We start from the raw sequence: 16,871 nt of genomic DNA, 5'->3' as shown, positions 1-16,871 counted from the left end.
GTTCGATCACCCTTCCTCACGCATCCGAAATACATCCGACCTCTACCCTAGCCGCCGCCGCGAAGGCCGTGAAGACCCCACGAAGACCAAGGGGCCCTCCGGGCACGGTGCGTCCCGGAGGGCCCCAGAGCGAGGCGTCCCGGTTACGCGCTGCCCGAGTCCGAGGTCTGCGGACCCGCGGCCGACACGTCGTCGATGCGGTACTTGCGCGCCGCCTCGATCACCTTGTCCTGCTCGACCTCGCCGCGCTTGGCCAGCGCGGTCAGCGCGCCGACCACGATCGACTGGGCGTCGACCAGGAACTTGCGCCGCGCCGCCGGGCGGGTGTCGGAGAAGCCGAACCCGTCCGTGCCGAGCGTGAGCATGTCGGTGGGCACCCACGGGCGGATCAGGTCCGGCACCGCGCGCATCCAGTCCGACACCGCCACGATCGGGCCGTTCGCGCCCGAAAGCACCTCGGTCACGTACGGCACCCGCGGGGCGTCGCCCGGGTAGAGCAGGTTGTCGTGGTCGATCGCCACGGCTTCGCGGCGCAGCTCGGTCCACGAGGTCGCCGACCACACCGCCGCCCGCACGCCCCATTCCTCGGCCAGCATCCGCTGGGCCCGCAGCGCGTCCGGCATGGTGACGCCGGAAACCAGGATCTGGGCCTCCGGGCCGTCGCCGGACGGGGCGTCGGCGTACTTGTAGAGGCCCTTGAGCAGACCGTCCACGTCGAGGTCCGCCGGCTCGGCGGGCTGCTGGTACGGCTCGTTGTAGATCGTCATGTAGTAGAAGACGTTCTCACCGTTGCCGTCCGGGCCGGTCTCGCCGTACATCCGGCGCAGGCCGTCCTTGACGATGTGCGCGATCTCGTAGGAGTACGCGGCGTCGTAGGCCACCACCGCCGGGTTGGTCGCCGCCAGCAGCAGCGAGTGCCCGTCGGCGTGCTGCAGGCCCTCCCCGGTCAGCGTGGTGCGGCCCGCCGTGGCGCCGAGCACGAAGCCGCGGGCCATCTGGTCCGCCGCCGCGTACAGCCCGTCACCGGTGCGCTGGAACCCGAACATCGAGTAGAAGATGTAGATCGGGATCATCGGCTCGCCGTGGGTGGCGTAGGAGGTGCCCACCGCGGTGAACGACGCGGTCGAGCCGGCCTCGTTGATGCCCTCGTGGAGCAGCTGGCCCTTCTCGGACTCCTTGTAGGCCAGCATCAGGCTCGCGTCGACCGAGGTGTAGGTCTGGCCGTGCGGGTTGTAGATCTTGGCCGTCGGGAACATCGAGTCGAGGCCGAAGGTGCGGGCCTCGTCCGGGATGATCGGCACGATCCGCTTGCCGATCTCGGAGTCCTTGGCCAGCTCGCGGACCAGCCGGACGAACGCCATGGTGGTGGCGACCTCCTGCTTGCCCGAGCCCTTGCGGACGCCTTCGTAGACCTTGTCGCCGGGCAGCACCAGGGCCTTGGCCGCCTTCGGCCGGCGCTCGGGCAGGAAGCCGCCGAGCGTCTTGCGGCGCCCGACCATGTACTCGATCTCCGGCGAGTTCGCGCCCGGGTGGTAGTACGGCGGCAGCTTCGGGTCGCGCTCGAGCTCCTCGTCGCTGATCGGGATCCGCTGGGAGTCGCGGAACAGCTTGAGGTCGTCGAGTGTGAGCTTCTTCATCTGGTGCGTGGCGTTGCGGCCCTCGAACGACGGGCCGAGGCCGTAGCCCTTGATGGTGTGCGCCAGGATCACCGTCGGCTGGCCGTTGTGCTCCATGGCCGCCTTGTAGGCCGCGTACACCTTGCGGTAGTCGTGGCCGCCGCGCTTGAGGTTCCAGACGTCGGCATCGGACAGGTCGCTGACCAGCTCCTTCGCCCGCGGGTCGCGGCCGAAGAAGTGCTCGCGGACGAACGCGCCGTCGTTGGCCTTGTAGGTCTGGAAGTCGCCGTCCGGCGTGGTGTTCATCAGGTTGACCAGCGCGCCGTCGCGGTCGGCGTGCAGGAGCGAGTCCCACTCGCGACCCCAGATGACCTTGATCACGTTCCAGCCCGCGCCCCGGAAGTAGGCCTCGAGCTCCTGGATGATCTTGCCGTTGCCGCGCACCGGGCCGTCGAGCCGCTGCAGGTTGCAGTTGATCACGAAGGTCAGGTTGTCCAGGCCCTCGCCCGCGGCCACGTGGATCAGCCCGCGCGACTCCGGCTCGTCCATCTCGCCGTCGCCGAGGAACGCCCAGACGTGCTGGTCGCTGGTGTCCTTGATGCCGCGGTCGCGCAGGTAGCGGTTGAACCGGGCCTGGTAGATGGCGTTCATCGGGCCGAGGCCCATGGACACCGTCGGGTTCTCCCAGAACTCCGGCATCAGCCGCGGGTGCGGGTACGAGGGCAGGCCGCCGCCCTCGCCGGCGTGCGAGTACTCCTGGCGGAAGCCGTCGAGCTGCTGCTCGGACAGGCGGCCCTCCAGGAACGCCCGGGCGTAGATGCCCGGTGAGGCGTGGCCCTGGATGTAGACGTGGTCGCCGCCGCCCGAGTGGTCCTTGCCGCGGAAGAAGTGGTTGAAGCCCACTTCGTACAGCGCCGCGGACGAGGCGTAGGTCGAGATGTGCCCGCCGACGCCGACGCCCGGCCGCTGCGCGCGGTGCACCATGATGGCCGCGTTCCAGCGGATGTAGGCGCGGTAGCGGCGCTCGAGCTCCTCGTCGCCGGGGAACCACGGCTCGTTCTCCGTGGGGATGGTGTTGACGTAGTCCGTGGAGGTCAGGGCGGGCACGCCGACGTTGCGCTCGCGCGCGCGCTCCAGGAGGCGCAGCATCAGGTACCGCGCCCGCTGCTGGCCACCCCTGGCCAGCGCCTCGTCGAAGGAGTCCAGCCACTCGGCCGTCTCGTCGGTGTCGATGTCGGGCAGGTGCGCCGCCAGTCCGTCACGGATGACGCGTACGCGTGCCGGGGTCTCCTTGCCGGAGGCGCCGTCGTTCTGCGGGGCCAAGGGGTCTCCTTGTAGCTGGTTGTGCTCTCGGGTGGGAGTGTTCGCCGCTCACCCGTCGTCGCCCCCGGCCCGCCCCCGTCACCACTACTGGGCGGTAACAAGGGGTGACCCGGCTGCGCCACTCCCCGTGCGCGGTGTAACGCGCGCGCGTTTTTCTCCCCCAGCCTAGGGGAGAGGTTTCCGGCACCGCCCGGAGCGGTCGTGGGACACTGGTCTCGGACACCCGTCCCGGGGTCGCGCGACGGCCCCGGGAGCCCCTGCGCTGCGACACGAGTTGTCGAAGATCCGGTGTGGACGGTTGCGCGCAGCGCCGCGCCAGTGTTCGCTATGACAACCGTGTACCCCGAGTGTGGCGGTCCGTCCCGGTCCGAAGGGCCGGCCGAACGCCACGCTCCGTCGTAGTTGGAGGAGTGGAAGCAGTGGTCGCCGCGGGAGACGCCGGCAACGCCAGCGTCGCCGAGAGGCTTGGCATCAAGCCGGACATGGTGGTCCAGGAGATCGGCTGGGACGAGGACGTCGATGAAGACGTTCGTGCCGCCATCGAAGAGGAGATCGGTGGTGAGCTCCTGGACGAGGACGCCGACGACGTCGTCGAGGTCGTGCTGCTCTGGTGGCGCGAAGACGACGGCGACCTGGGCGACACCCTCATCGAGGTCAGGACTCCGCTGGACGAGAACGGCGTGATCTGGGTGCTCACTCCGAAGACGGGTCAGCCCGGGCACGTCGAGCCGAGCGAGATCGCCGAGGCCGTACCGCAGGTCGGCCTGGCGCAGACGGCCAACATCAGCGTGAGCGCCGACTGGGTCGGCACGAGGCTGGTGTCGCCGAAGTCCTCGAAGGCCAGACAGCGCTGAGCCCGGGCCTGCGCCGCTGACACGATAGTGTGGCCGGCGCAGGCACGTGTTCGCTCCGGAGAGGAATCGCCGCATGACCGTCGAGGTCGGCTCACCAGCCCCTGACTTCACGCTCAACGACTACGACAAGCAGCCCGTCACCTTGTCCTCCTTCAAGGGCGAGAAGCCGGTGCTGCTGGTGTTCTTCCCCTTCGCGTTCAGCGGGGTCTGCACCGGGGAGCTCTGCCAGCTGCGCGACGAGTTCTCCGCCTACGACACGAAGGGGGTCCAGGTCCTGGGCATCTCCTGCGACGCGGTCTTCTCGCTGAAGGTCTGGGCCGAGCAGGAGAACTACCAGTTCCCGCTGCTGTCGGACTTCTGGCCGCACGGCGAGGTGGCGCAGGCGTACGGCGTCTTCAACGACAAGGCCGGTCTCGCGCTGCGCGGCACCTTCCTGATCGACACCGGCGGGGTGGTGCGCTTCGCCGAGGTCAACCAGCCCGGCGAGGCCCGCGACCAGCAGGCCTGGAAGAAGGCCGTGGCCGAACTGGCCTGACGATCTTCCCGGCGGTGCCCGCGTTCCCGAGTTCGCCCGGGCCGCGGGCGCCGTCCACGGGGCGCATAGCTCAGCGGAAGAGCACTCGGTTTACACCCGAGCGGTCGCAGGTTCGAACCCTGCTGCGCCCACCTCGACGAGCCGAAGGCCTCCACCCGACCACGGCCGGGTGGAGGCCTTCGTGCACCGCCCGGGCGCCGGGTCTGCCCCCTCGACAGACCCGGCGAGCCGCGGGTAGGCGGGTTCAGGAGGATCCGGGACGGCCGCGGGATACGTTCTTGCCTTGCGCCGAACGGGTGATCTTCGGCAGAAAAATCCCGTGCGCACCGGAACCCGCCTGGGCGGACCCGGTCAGGCTCGGGGCAGCGGTGCCGCCGCGAGGAACGCCTCCAGGCCGGTGAGGTCGCCAGGCGGGCGACGGCTTCGGATACGAACCCGGCTTCAAGCTGCCCCTGTACGGGTACGTCGAGCGCGTGGACGACCCGGCGTAAATCGGTCGCCTGACGTCGCGGGGCCTCGACTCGCTCCGCCGCGATCTTCGACGAACTGCGGGCGGAGTGGGTTCGTGCGCTCGGCGCCGACCCGCGCGCGGTGGTGCCCGCCGACGGGTTCCGCGTCGATGTCGCGGGCTAGCGTGGGCCTGGAAGACGACGTGGAGGTACGGGTGGACGCCGAAGACTTCGGACAGGTGCTGGCCGCCGTGCGCGATTTCGTGCGCAAGGAGGTCGTGCCCCGCGAGGCCGAGATCGACGAGCGGGACGAGATTCCCGCCGAGGTCCGGGCGAAGGCGGCCGGGCTCGGCCTGTTCGGCTGGGCCCTGCCGGAGGAGTACGGCGGCCTCGGCCTCGGCCTGGCCGAGGACGTCCGGCTGGCGGTCGAGCTGGGCTACACGACCCCGGCCTTCCGCTCGCTGTTCGGCACCAACAACGGCATCGCGGGCCAGGCGATCGTCGGGTACGGCACGCCGGAGCAGCGCACCCGCTGGCTGCCGCGGCTGGCCGCCGGGCAGGCGATCGCGTCGTTCGCGCTGACCGAGGCCGAGGCGGGCTCGGACCCGAGCGGGTTGACCAGCCGCGCGGTGCGCGACGGCGAGGGGTTCCGGCTCAGCGGGGTCAAGCGCTTCATCACCAACGCCCCGCTGGCCGAGCTGTTCGTGGTCTTCGCCCGGACCACGCCGGAGAGCACCGGCCGGGACGGGATCTCCGCGCTGCTCGTGCCCGCCGGCTCGAAGGGCGTCACCGTCGGGCCGCACGACAAGAAGATGGGCCAGGCCGGCGCGTGGACCGCCGAGGTGTTCTTCGACGAGGTCGAGGTGCCGGAGTCCGCGCTGGTCGGCGCGCAGGGCCAGGGCTACCGGATCGCGATGGCGTCGCTGGCCCGCGGCCGGCTGCACATCGCCGCGCTGTGCGTCGGGATGGCCGAACGAGCGCTGCGCGAGGCGGTCGACTACGCCCGCACCGCTCGCCAGGGCGGCCGTCCGATCGGCGAATACCAGCTGGTGCAGGCGCTGCTGGCCGAATCCCACGCCGAGCTCGCGGCCGGGCGCGCGATGGTGCACGAGGCGGCCGCGGCGTACGACTCGGGCGAGGACCGCAGGCTCGGCCCGTCCTCGGCCAAGCTGTTCTGCACGGAGATGCTCGGCCGGGTGGCCGACCGCGCCGTCCAGGTGCACGGCGGGGCCGGCTACCTGCGCGGCGTCACGGTCGAGCGGATCTACCGCGACGCGCGGCTGTTCCGGATCTACGAGGGCACGAGCGAGATCCAGAAGCTGGTCATCGCCCGTCAGCTGCTGCGGGAGTCCTGAGCCAGCCGGGTCACCTCGCGCACCAGCCGGTCGATCTCCTCGTCGTCGTTGTAGTAGTGCACCGAAGCGCGGACCAGGTCGGGCAGGCCGCGGGCGGTGAAGTCGTACTGCGCCGAGGGGGCGTGGGTGACGCTGGTGTTGATCCCCGCGGCCCCCAGGCTGGTCTTGACCTGCTCGGCCGGCCGCCCGTCGAGGCTGAACGTGACCAGCCCGGACCGGCGCGCGCCCACGTCGTGGACCCGCACGCCCGGGATCTCGCCGAACCGTGAGCGCATCGTCGCGGCCAGCCCGGCCACTCGCGCTTCGATCGCCGGCAGCCCCCACTCCAGCGCGTAGTCGACGGCGGCGCCGAGACCGAGGGTGGCGGCGAAGTCGCGCTCCCAGACTTCGAACCGCTTCGCCGTCGGATCCACCACGTACTCCGCCGGGGACACCCAGGTGGCCGAGTGCAGGTCGAGCATCGCCGGCTCCAGCCGGTCACGCAGCCTCGGGTGCACGTAGAGGAACCCGGTGCCGCGCGGCCCGCGCAGGTACTTGCGGCCGGTGGCGCTCAGCGCGTCACACCGGATGCGGGCCACGTCGAGGTGGATCTGCCCGGCCGACTGACACGCGTCGAGCAGGTACGGGACGCCCGCGGCCGAGGTCACCGCGCCGATCGCCTCGGCCGGGTTCACCAGCCCGCCCTGGGTCGGCACGTGGCTGACGGCGACGAGCTTCACGTCTTGGTCGATGCGGGCTCGAAGGTCGTCGACGTCGAGCTGGCCGTCGGCGTCGTCGGCCACCACCTCCACGCGGGCGCCGGTGCGCCGAGCCACCTGCAGGAAGGCGATCGCGTTGCTCGCGTACTCGGCGCGCGAGGTCAGGATCCGGTCGCCGGGTCCGAACCGCAGCGCGTAGAAGATCGCCTGCCACGAGCGGGTCGCGTTGTCCGTCAGCGCGATGTCGTCGACGTCGGCGTTGAGCAGCCGTGCGACCGAGGCGTACACCGCCTGCGTGCGTTCGGCCGCCGCTTCGGCAGCCTCGTAACCGCCGATGAGTGCTTCGCGGCGCAGGTAGTCGACGACCGTGTCGGTGACCCGCGCCGGGGGAAGTGCGGAGCCGGCGTTGTTGAAGTGGGCGACGCCGGCGCAGCCGGGCGTTTCGGCCCGGGCACGGGCGACATCGGCGGGCTGGAAGACCATGTCCACTGAATACAGCAGTGGCTTTCCGTCGGCAATACTGCCGATCATGACCAGGAGCCGGACCCCGTTGCGTGAGGCGCCGATCGGGCCGGCCGACCGCGGGCTGCTGTTCGCCGCGCTGGACCTCGCCGCTCGCCCCTGTCCTCGCTGCCGGACCGGCTCGACCGGCTGGCCGAGGGGACGGATCTGTCCGCTGTGGACGAACGCTGGCCCGCGCTGTTGCTGTCCCGCTGCGGAAATCCGTACCTGGTCCGGTTGATCGAGCCGACCAAGCCGCTGCTGAAGCGGTACGAGGCGGTAATTGGATGAAGTCGTTGGCTCACCTGGAAAGGGGCTGATCCGCGTGCGGGTTTTCGCGCACCTGTCCGATCTCCACCTCGACGGCGGCGAGCGCGCCGACGCCCGCGCCGCGGCGGTGCTGGACTACCTGGGGAACCTGGCCCGGCCGGTGGAGGCGGTGCTGGTCACCGGCGACCTCGCCGACCACGGTGCGCCCGAGGAGTACCGCCGCGCCGCCGAGCTGCTCGAGCACCCGTCGCCGGTGCTCGTCTGCCCCGGCAATCACGACGCCCGGGCGCCGTTCCGCGAGATCCTGCTGGGCCAGCCACCGGGCGACGAGCCGGTGAACGTGGCCACCGACGTCGGCGGAGTCCTGGTCGCCCTGTGCGATTCGACCATCCCCGGTCGCGATGCCGGCTACCTCGCCGACGAAACGCTGGTGTGGCTGGACGAAGTGCTCACCGCCCACGAAGGCCCTTCGCTCGTGGCGTTCCACCACCCGCCGGTGGCGGTCGGCATCCCGCTGGTGGACGCGATCCGCCAGACCGGGCAGGACCGGCTGGCCGAGGTCGTGACCCGGCATCTGGGGATCGCCGCTCTGCTTTGCGGCCACGTCCACACCGGGGCGGGCACGACGTTCGCGGGCGTGCCCGTGCGCATCGCGCCCGGCGTGGTGTCCGGCTCCCTGCTGCCGGTCGAGCCCGGCGCCGACCGGGGCTGGGACGAGGGCGGGCCGCTCGACCACGAGGGGCCGCCGTCGCTGCTGCTGCACGTGCTGCACGACGACGGCCGGCTCACCAGCCACCAGCGGGTGGTGCCGTTCAGCGGGTGAAGACGGGCAGCGTGATCCGCGACGGGTGCGCCGCGTCGTGGAACACCTCGAACCGGTTCGGCCGGCCGTCCACGGCGGTGGTCACCGGTTCGCCGGTGCCGTGGTTGCGGGCGAAACGCGGGAACGCGCCGCCCGCGACCTGCACGCGCAGCCGGTGCCCGCGGCGGAAGCGGTAGGCGGTCGGGTCCAGGGGGACCTCGACCTCCACCACGCCGTCGGCGCCGGCCGCCGGGATCCCCGGGCGCAGCCGCAGGATGCCGTCGGTGACGTTGCGGGACAGCCCACCCGGGTCGACGTCGCAGATCCGCACGTACACGTCCGCGTGGCCGAGTTCGGTGCGCACGAACACGGTGGCGCTCGCGTCGCCGATCACGTCGAGGTCGGCCGCCAGCGGCTCGCCGGTGAACACCAGCACGTCGTCGCGCGCCTCGACGTCCTTGTTGTCCTGCTGCTTGTTGGTGCCGCTGAGCAGCGGGCCGCCCACCGCGGGCGTCGGGTCGGCCGGGTCGTAGGTGAACGGGGTGGGCCGGGCCTGCCCGTCGAAGGCCGCACCCAGCCCGCCGACCGGGCGCAGGTGCGAGTCGGCCGGCGTGGACGCGGGCGGCCACTGCTCGAAGTCGAGCCAGGTCGAAGCCTGCTGCAGGTAGATCCGCACGGGGGAGCGCTGCAACTGCGTGCGGTCGCCCATCAGGTGCGCGCGCAGGAAACCCAGCTGGTCCTGGATCATCACGCGCAGGCTGGCCGGTTCGCCGTGCGACCACGGGCCGATGGTGATCCGCGGCGCGCGCCCGGCGTTCTGCAGGGTGACGAAGTCCTGCAGCTGGGTCCGGACGAACAGGTCGTACCAGCCGCTGACCATGGTCACCGGCACGGTCAGGCCGGCCACCTGGGCGCTGTGGTCGGACATGGCCCAGTAGTCGTCGCCCGGCTCCGCGTGCGCGGTCACGTCTTCCAGGAATTTCACCGGCTTCCCAATGGCGGCGACGTCGGCCCCGCTGACCGGCAGGTGCGCCATGGCCGCGCGGGTCTTGCGGGTCTGGAACGGGTTCGGCAGCCCGGCGAACCGCTGCTCCTGCCGGCCGATCGCGCTCGACCACGACACCATGTCGTCGGCCGCGAGCACCCCGCCCGGGTAGAAGTTGCCGAGGAACTGCGAGGCCGTGACGCCGAGGCACATCGCCTCCAACGGCGGGTCGAGGTACGGACCGAGCGCCCACTGCGTATATCCGAGGTAGCTCGCGCCGGCCGTGGCCAGCCGCCCGTCGCACCACGGCTGCGCGCGGAGCCACTCGGCGGTCGCGATGCCGTCTTCCCGCTCCAGGTGGAACGGCCGGAACTCACCGCCCGAGCCGAAGCTGCCGCGGGTGCTCTGTATGACCGTCTGCAGCCCGTGACGGGCGAAGGTCTCGCCGAACAGCTTCGCCGGCAGCCCGGTGCGGCCGTACGGCGTGCGGATCAGCACCACCGGCCCGGTGTGCGCGCCGACCGGGGCGTAGTGGTCGGCCAAGAGGTGGACGCCGTCGGGCATCGGCACCCGCAGGTCCTTCGTGACCACTGGCGCCGGACCCTCGGCCCTGGGCAGGCCCAGCAGCCGGTCGACGAGACGGTTCAGCACAGAGGTCCCCTTTCGCGGTGTGACTCGCCTCCGAAGCTACCCGCTTCCCGGCAATCCGGAGCGGGCATCCACTTCCGGGGGAATTCAGGCCGCGCGGCGGAGTTCGGCCAGTGCCCCGGTCACCCGGAGGGTGTCGCTGGAGAACGGTTCGAGCCGCCCGCCGTCGACTCCGCACAGCCCGAGCGCGGCGGCGAGCACCGGCGGACGGGCGCGGTCGCCGCCGTCGGCGATCTTCACCGCCACCGCCGTGCCGTCCGGCAGCGCGGCCAGCTGGACCGCCTCGAACCCGTCCTTCGCGATCAGCCCCGGCACGGCCCGCATCAGCGCCGTGACGTCGCGACGGGAGCCGCCCACGAGCTCGGGGTGCTGCCGGATCCCCTGGGCGACAAGAAATTCCGGCGTACCTGCGGCGGCCGTCGCGATGCGCGAAGCGGCCTTCGCCAGCCCGCGCAGCGAGACGGCGAACAGCGGGGCGCCGCAACCGTCGACGGCCACGCGGGCCACCGGCTGTGCGGTCAGGTCCTCGACCGTCGCGCGGATCGCCTGCTGCAGCGGGTGGCCCGGGTCGAGGTAGCTCTCGGCCGGCCAGCCGTTCTCCCGGCAGGTGACCAGCATCGCGGCGTGCTTGCCGGAGCAGTTGTGGGCCAGCCGATCCGGTTTGCGGCCGTCGGCGATCCAGGCGTCGCGCACGATCGGGTCGAACGGGTAGTCCTCGGGGTTGCGCAGCTCCTCGGCCGGGATGCCGGCCCCGGCCAGCACGGCGGCCGCGGCCCGCAGGTGCTGGGACTCACCGGAGTGGCTGGCCGAGGCGATGGCGAACCCGGCCGCGTCGAGCCGCAGCCCGAGCCTCGCCATGGCGACGGCCTGAAGCGGCTTCGCCGTGGAGCGCGGGTACATCGGGGTGTCCGGGTCGCCGACCTCGAACAGCGTCGAGCCGTCCGGCGCGAGCGCCACCACTGAGCCGTGGTGGACGCCTTCGACCATGCCGCCGCGCAGCAGGTGGACCAGCGGCACGTGCCCGGGCGTCACGACTCGGCCCCTTCGAACGCGCTCATGTCGATCCGCTTGCGCACGCAGAACCAGCCGACGACCAGCGCCACGAGGATCACCGGCAGCGCCATCAGGGTGATCCGCCCGGTGCGGTCGAAGCCCATCAGCACCACCACGGCCAGCAGGAACAGCAGCGTCGCGACCTCGGTGTAGGGCGAGAACGGCAGCCGGAACGAAGGCCGCGTCACCTCGCCGCGCCGGGCCTTGCGCACGAACAGCAGGTGGCTGAGCACGATGATGGCCCAGGTGCCGAGGATGCCGACGGCGGCGAAGTTCAGCACGATCTCGAACGCGTCCTTGGGCACCAGGTAGTTCAGCGCCACCCCGAGCACGCACACCGACGCGGTCAGCAGGATGCCGCCGTAGGGCACCTGGTTGCGGTTCATCACGCCGGTGAACTTCGGCGCCGAGCCGGCCATCGACATCGAGCGCAGGATGCGGCCGGTGGAGTAGAGCCCGGAGTTCAGGCTGGACATCGCCGCGGTCAGCACCACCAGGTTCATCACGCTGTCCGCGGCCGGCACGCCCAGGTGCGAGAGCACCGTGACGAACGGGCTCTGGCCGGCGGAGTAGGAGCTCCACGGCATCAGCATCGCCAGCAGCACCACCGAGCCGACGTAGAACACCAGGATCCGCCACATGATCGAGTTGATCGCCTTCGGCATGATCTTCTTCGGGTCCTCCGTCTCGCCCGCGGCGACGCCGACCAGCTCGATCGAGGCGTACGCGAACACCACGCCCTGCACGATCAGCACCATCGGCAGCACCCCGGCCGGGAAGATCCCGCCGTGGCTCGCGATCAGCTGCGGGCCGGGCGCGATGCCGTCCACCGGGTGCCGGGTGACCAGCAGCACGATGCCGACGACCATGAACAGGACCAGCGCGGCGACCTTGATGATGGCGAACCAGAACTCCATCTCGCCGAACAGCTTCACCGAAACCAGGTTCAGCGTCAGCACCACCGCGAGCGCGATCAGCGCCAGCACCCACTGCGGCACCGGGGTGAAGAACGACCAGAAGTGCGCGTACAGGGCGATCGCGGTGATGTCCGCGATGCCCGTGGTCGACCAGTTCAGGAAGTGCATCCAGCCGGCGACGTACGCGCCCTTCTCGCCCATGAACTCCCGCGCGTACGAGACGAACGCGCCCGAGGAGGGCCGGTGCAGGATCAGCTCGCCGAGGGCGCGCACCACGAAGAACGCGAACAGTCCGCACACGGCGTACACGATGGCCAGCGCCGGCCCGGCCTGCGCCAGCCGCCCGCCCGCACCGAGGAACAGCCCGGTCCCGATCGCGCCGCCGATGGCGATCATGTTGATGTGGCGCGACTTCAGGGCCTTGTTGTAGCCCGCGTCGCCCGCGTCTCGGTGCCCGCTCTCGCCCTCGGTGGGCTGCAGGGTCTGTTCGCTCACGGTGTCAGTCTTTCTCGTTCTGCTGCGGCGCGCGGGCCGGCCGCACGATCGTGGTCAAGGTCGTCTCGACGTGCTCGAGGTGTTCGGTCATCGCGGCCACGGCTGCGGTCTCGGAGCCCGCGGCGATCGCCGCGACGATCCGCCGGTGCTCCACGGTGGACTCGGCCCGCCGGTCGCCGAGCTGGTTCAGGAAGGCCGACTGGCGGGCCAGGGCGTCGCGGATCTCCTCGATCACCTTGGCGAACACCGGGTTGCCCGAGGCCTGCGCGATGCTGATGTGGAAGAGGGAGTCGAGCGCGACCCAGGCCGTGTTGTCGGTTTCGGCGTCCATGCGCTCGACGAGGTGGCTGAGCAGGTCGAGGTGGTCGGGGCTGCGCCTGAGCGCGGCGTACGCGGCGACGGGGATCTCGACGTGGCGGCGCACCTCGAACAGGTCGCGCGCGGAGTAGCTGCCGAAGATCGGGTTCTCGGCCGGCCCGCTGGCCGTGACGAACGTGCCCTTGCCGGTGCGCGAGACGGTCAGCCCGAGCGCCTGAAGCCCGCGCAGCGCCTCCCGGACCACCGACCGGCTGACCTCGAACTCCCGGCTGAGCTCGGCTTCGGACGGCAGTTTGTCGCCGACCGCGTGGTCCCCGCGCTCGATGGACCGCCGCAGGTGAGCCAGCACGGCCTCCATGGCACTGACACGACGGGGACCGGGCTCACCTGTCTGGCTGTCGGACAGGTTCATGGAACGAGATCGTGAAGATCGGCCGAACTGATGTCAAGCGATGCAGTCCGCGCCCGGGGCCGGCGCCCCGCGAACGGCAGGTGAACTGCGGGGACGAGGGGCTGTTGTGGTCGGTCTCACGCCTGGGGCGGTTCGGGGGGCGCAGTTTCTGTCGGGGCTGGATGCGAACATGTGTTCGATCCACCGGCGAGGGCCGGGGGAGAACGGAGTGGGGTCGTGTCGAGAGGAAGCGCAGTGGTGCGGGGGAGACCGGGTCCGCCACGGCGGGTGGCGCAGCGGTGGATACCGGTTTCGCCCGCGCACGACGGCCCGCGCCACCCGCCTCGGCGTGCCGTCCACGCCGGGCACCCCGGCCGGTGGCGCTCAAGCCCTTGCGCAATCCCCTGGCCGAAGTTTCCTCGGCCGGGGGCCCCTTCCGGAACCGGGCACGGGCGGATCTTCGCCGAGCCGCACCGGAGCGAGCGGGTTAGGCTGCAGGTCCAGGGCCATTTCGCCGCCGGAACCGGGAAGCCGTCGGCTTCAGGGAGGTTTTTCGCTGGTGCCGCACGATTCCGTCGCCCGCCTGTCCGTCCGCACCGAGGCGCCGGGTCCCGCCACCGGACCGCGCCGCCACCCCGGAACCAGCGCCTGATGTCCGATTACCAGCCGGACCCGAAGCGCTGGCGTGCCCTCGCCGTCACCCTGACCGCCGGGTTCATGAGCCTGCTCGACGTCAGCATCGTGAACACCGCCCTGCCCTCGATCCAGCGCGACCTGCACACCGGCAGCGGCGCGATCCAGTGGGTGGTCTCGGGGTACGCGCTGTCGTTCGGCCTGGTGCTGGTGGCCGGCGGCCGGCTCGGCGACGCGCTGGGCCGCCGCCGGATGTTCCTCATCGCGTTGTTCGCGTTCGTCGCCACCAGCGCGCTGGCCGGCGCGGCCACGGACCCGACCACGCTGGTGCTCGCGCGGCTCGCCCAGGGGGTCGCGGCCGGCCTGCTCACTCCGCAGAACAGCGGCCTGATCCAGGACCTCTTCCGCGGCGCCGAGCGCGGTCGCGCGTTCGGCCTGTTCGGCGCAGTGGTGGGCATCTCGACCGCGGTGGGCCCGGTGCTCGGCGGCTTCATCCTGGCCGTGTTCGGCGATCCGAACGGCTGGCGGTGGGTGTTCTACGTGAACGTCCCCATCGGCATCGTCGCGTTCGCGCTGGCCCTGCGGCTGCTGCCGAAGTCGGAGCGCCGGACGGTGCGGCTGGCTTCGCAGATCGACTTCGTCGGCATGGTGCTGCTGGCGATCGCGGTGCTCGGGGTGCTGCTCCCGCTCGTGGAGACCGAGCAGGACGGGATCGAGAAGCTCTGGTGGCTCTTCCCCATCGCGGTGGTCTTCGGCGTGCTGTTCGTCCGCTGGGAACATCGCCGGGCGCGCACGGGCCGTTCCCCGTTGCTGGACACCCGCCTGTTCACCACGACGCCCGGCTACGCGAGCGGCGCCGCCGTCGGGGCGCTGTACTTCTGCGGGTTCGCCGGGATCTGGCTGGTGTTCGCGCTGTTCTTCCAGCAGGGCCTCGGTTACACGCCACTGCAATCCGGCCTGTCGGTCACCCCGTTCGCCCTCGGCTCGGCCGTGGCCGCGGCGGTCGCCGGACGGCTCGTGCCGCGCTGGGGCCGGCGCCTCACCGTCACCGGCCTCAGCCTGGTCGCGCTGGGCCTGCTGACGGTCGCGCTGGTGGTGCCGCTGGTCCCGCCTTCGGTGGCCGGCTTCGCCGTGGCGGCACCACTGCTGGTCGGCGGAATCGGCGGCGGCATGGTGATCTCGCCGAACACCACCCTGACCCTGGAGTGCGTACCCACGGAGATGGCGGGCGTAGCCGGTGGAGCCCTGCAAACCGGCCAGCGAATCGGCACCGCGATCGGCACCGCGGTACTCGCCTCGGTGTTCCAGTCGGTGGTGGTGTCCTCCGGTGGCCACTACCCGACGGCCCTGTCCGTGGCGATGTGCTGCGCGGCCGCGCTGACCTGCGTCGCCCTGGCGGTCGCCATCCTCGAACTACGAGCCCGGCGAACCCGATCCGGCTCCGCCGATTCCCCCCGCACCGACCAGGACACCGCCGACGTGCACCGCGCCTGAACCGCCGCCTGCCACCGCCACCCACTACCGCCAGCTGCCGTCGCCCGCCGCCGCTGCCCTCCCTCCGCTCCCCGCCACCGCCATCTGCCACCCACCGCAGCCACCTGCCCGCCGCCGCTGCCCTTCATCCACTTCCCGACGCCACCCGCACCACCCGATGCCGCCCGCCACTCGCCACCGCCACTCGCCACTCGCCACTCGCCGCCGCCGTTCGCCATCGTGCGGCCTCGTCACCGCCGACCTCCGCGGTCGTCCCCTTCCCTCACCGCGGCCTGGTAATTCTTCCCTGTCCGGTGCGGTACTCCCGAACCTCCGCCACCCACCCACCGAACTGTGCCGACGGCCGATCCGGCACCTCCCAGCCGCCGGTGAACCACCCACGCTCACGCACCACACCCGGTGAACTACTGTCCGAAGGCTCTGCTGCTCCATCCGAGTGATGCGTTACTCCCGGCTCTGGTGCTACTCAGAGCAACCGGGTAGACCTTATGGAGCCTTCAGCTCGCTACTTTGGCTACCTACAGTGGCATTTCGACCGGTCGACCGGGGATGGGTCGACCGGCCGAGCGGCCGGGAGTTCCGCCGCGTCCGTGGCATGGGCACTCCTGGTCACCTCCCAGCAGGGATCGTCGGCGTCCGCGGGGGACCGTGCGGCGACCGCCGGGAGTCGTGCCGCGTGTGGCCATGAGTGCGGAGAAGGCGGCTGGGCGGGCCCGGGCGAGGGGGAACCGGGCCCGCCCTGCTCTCGTTTGCCTTCCGATCTCACCCGCTAGAGGACGTCGCGCTCGCCTGGCCGCCCTGATCATGCTGGGATGACGGCGTTGCGTGCAGCTGAGTGCGGGGAGAGCTGATGACCCAGGAGCCGTCGCCGGGCAATCGGATCCGGGTGTGGCACCGGCCGATGCGGTCGCGGGACAGCGCCGAGCACCACCGGGTGGCGACCCCGCTCGAACTGCTCTTCGACCTGTGTTTCGTGGTCGCCGTCGGTCAGGCCGCGGCCAACCTGCACCACCAGCTCTCCGAAGGGCAGGTGGGCCACGGTGTGCTCGGCTTCGCCCTGGTCTTCTTCGCCGTGTGGTGGGGCTGGCTGAACTTCAGCTGGTTCGCCTCGGCCTTCGACACCGACGACGTGCCGTACCGGCTCGCCACCCTGGTGCAGATCGCCGGCGGCCTCACCGTCGCCGCGGGTGTCGCCAAGGGGTTCGACGGGGACTTTCGCGTCATGGTCATCGGTTACGTGCTGATGCGCCTGGCAATGGTCGCGCAGTGGCTGCGCGCCGCACGGTCCGTTCCCGAGTGCCGGGCGACGGCGTTGCGGTACGCGGCAGGCGTCACGGTCTGCCAGCTCCTGTGGATCGGGTGGCTCGCGGTGTCGGGGGCGGCCCAGATCGTGCTGTTCATGGTGTTCGCGGCGTTCGAGCTGGCCGTACCGTTCCTGGCCGAGCGCCGGGCCGGCACGCCGTGGCACCCGCACCACATCGCCGAGCGGTACGGCCTGTTCACCCTGATCGTGCTCGGCGAGACGGTGCTCAGC

The 16,871-nt window shown here is 71.4% G+C and carries 12 protein-coding genes and 1 tRNA gene (1 of these 13 cut by a window edge); 7 read left to right on the top strand and 6 right to left on the bottom strand.

The genetic code is table 11. From position 1 onward, the window contains the following. Positions 1–143: 143 nt before the first annotated feature. Positions 144–2,939 carry a pyruvate dehydrogenase (acetyl-transferring), homodimeric type gene (gene aceE / locus NYF13_RS31285; protein ID WP_315661533.1) on the bottom strand — a complete coding sequence of 932 codons (2,796 nt, stop codon included), beginning with the start codon at positions 2,937–2,939 and terminating at the stop codon, positions 144–146. A gap of 419 nt (positions 2,940–3,358) precedes the next feature. On the opposite strand from aceE, the gene NYF13_RS31280 reads away from it, so the two are divergent. From NYF13_RS31280 to NYF13_RS31260, 4 genes are all read left to right on the top strand, one after another. Beyond that, positions 3,359–3,793: a DUF3052 domain-containing protein gene (locus NYF13_RS31280; RefSeq protein WP_315661532.1), complete on the top strand. Its 435-nt coding sequence runs from the start codon at positions 3,359–3,361 to the stop codon at positions 3,791–3,793. A gap of 73 nt (positions 3,794–3,866) precedes the next feature. Beyond that, positions 3,867–4,328 (top strand): peroxiredoxin, encoded by a 462-nt coding sequence (locus NYF13_RS31275; RefSeq protein WP_315661531.1) that lies wholly within the window; start codon positions 3,867–3,869, stop codon positions 4,326–4,328. Positions 4,329–4,387: 59 nt separating this feature from the next. Continuing rightward, a tRNA-Val gene (locus NYF13_RS31270) sits at positions 4,388–4,459 on the top strand. 533 nt (positions 4,460–4,992) lie between these two features. After that, complete coding sequence (locus NYF13_RS31260; RefSeq protein WP_315661964.1) at positions 4,993–6,132, top strand: acyl-CoA dehydrogenase family protein; 1,140 nt, start codon at positions 4,993–4,995, stop codon at positions 6,130–6,132. On the opposite strand, the gene NYF13_RS31255 is transcribed toward NYF13_RS31260, so the two are convergent. Then, entirely contained in the window at positions 6,111–7,313 is a 1,203-nt protein-coding gene (locus tag NYF13_RS31255; protein ID WP_315661963.1) for an aminotransferase class V-fold PLP-dependent enzyme, read from the bottom strand. The two genes, NYF13_RS31260 and NYF13_RS31255, sit on opposite strands and share 22 nt — an antisense overlap. Before the next feature lie 343 nt (positions 7,314–7,656). Between NYF13_RS31255 and NYF13_RS31250 the strand changes: the two genes are divergently transcribed. After that, positions 7,657–8,424, top strand: a complete 768-nt coding sequence (locus tag NYF13_RS31250) for a metallophosphoesterase (protein ID WP_315661530.1) — start codon at positions 7,657–7,659, stop codon at positions 8,422–8,424. Here NYF13_RS31250 and NYF13_RS31245 read toward each other — a convergent pair. From NYF13_RS31245 to NYF13_RS31230, 4 genes are all read right to left on the bottom strand, one after another. Continuing rightward, entirely contained in the window at positions 8,414–10,039 is a 1,626-nt protein-coding gene (locus NYF13_RS31245) for a CocE/NonD family hydrolase (protein WP_315661529.1), read from the bottom strand. The two genes, NYF13_RS31250 and NYF13_RS31245, sit on opposite strands and share 11 nt — an antisense overlap. 84 nt (positions 10,040–10,123) lie before the next feature. Then, a complete protein-coding gene (locus NYF13_RS31240) occupies positions 10,124–11,068 on the bottom strand; it encodes an asparaginase (protein ID WP_315661528.1) in 945 nt (314 codons plus the stop codon). Further along, on the bottom strand, positions 11,065–12,501 hold the full coding sequence (locus NYF13_RS31235; RefSeq protein ID WP_315661527.1) for an amino acid permease: 1,437 nt from the start codon (positions 12,499–12,501) through the stop codon (positions 11,065–11,067). Before NYF13_RS31235 ends, NYF13_RS31240 begins: the two co-directional genes overlap by 4 nt. A 4-nt stretch (positions 12,502–12,505) precedes the next feature. Further along, positions 12,506–13,177, bottom strand: a complete 672-nt coding sequence (locus NYF13_RS31230) for a FadR/GntR family transcriptional regulator (RefSeq protein WP_315661526.1) — start codon at positions 13,175–13,177, stop codon at positions 12,506–12,508. A 684-nt stretch (positions 13,178–13,861) separates the two neighbouring features. Between NYF13_RS31230 and NYF13_RS31225 the strand changes: the two genes are divergently transcribed. Together NYF13_RS31225 and NYF13_RS31220 are read left to right on the top strand one after the other, a co-directional pair. Then, a complete protein-coding gene (locus NYF13_RS31225) occupies positions 13,862–15,337 on the top strand; it encodes an MFS transporter (RefSeq protein ID WP_315661525.1) in 1,476 nt (491 codons plus the stop codon). Between the two features lie 850 nt (positions 15,338–16,187). Beyond that, positions 16,188–16,871, top strand: partial view of a low temperature requirement protein A gene (locus tag NYF13_RS31220; RefSeq protein WP_315661524.1) — the 5' portion only. 507 nt of this gene lie beyond the right edge of the window; 684 of the gene's 1,191 nt are visible here — the first part of the coding sequence; it begins with the start codon at positions 16,188–16,190; its stop codon lies beyond the right edge, outside the window.

Origin of the sequence: Amycolatopsis sp. PS_44_ISF1, assembly GCF_032335455.1 — a bacterium.
Taxonomy (GTDB): domain Bacteria; phylum Actinomycetota; class Actinomycetes; order Mycobacteriales; family Pseudonocardiaceae; genus Amycolatopsis.
Note: the sequence above shows the minus strand (reverse complement) of the source record. Positions and strands in the feature narration are given on the sequence as shown.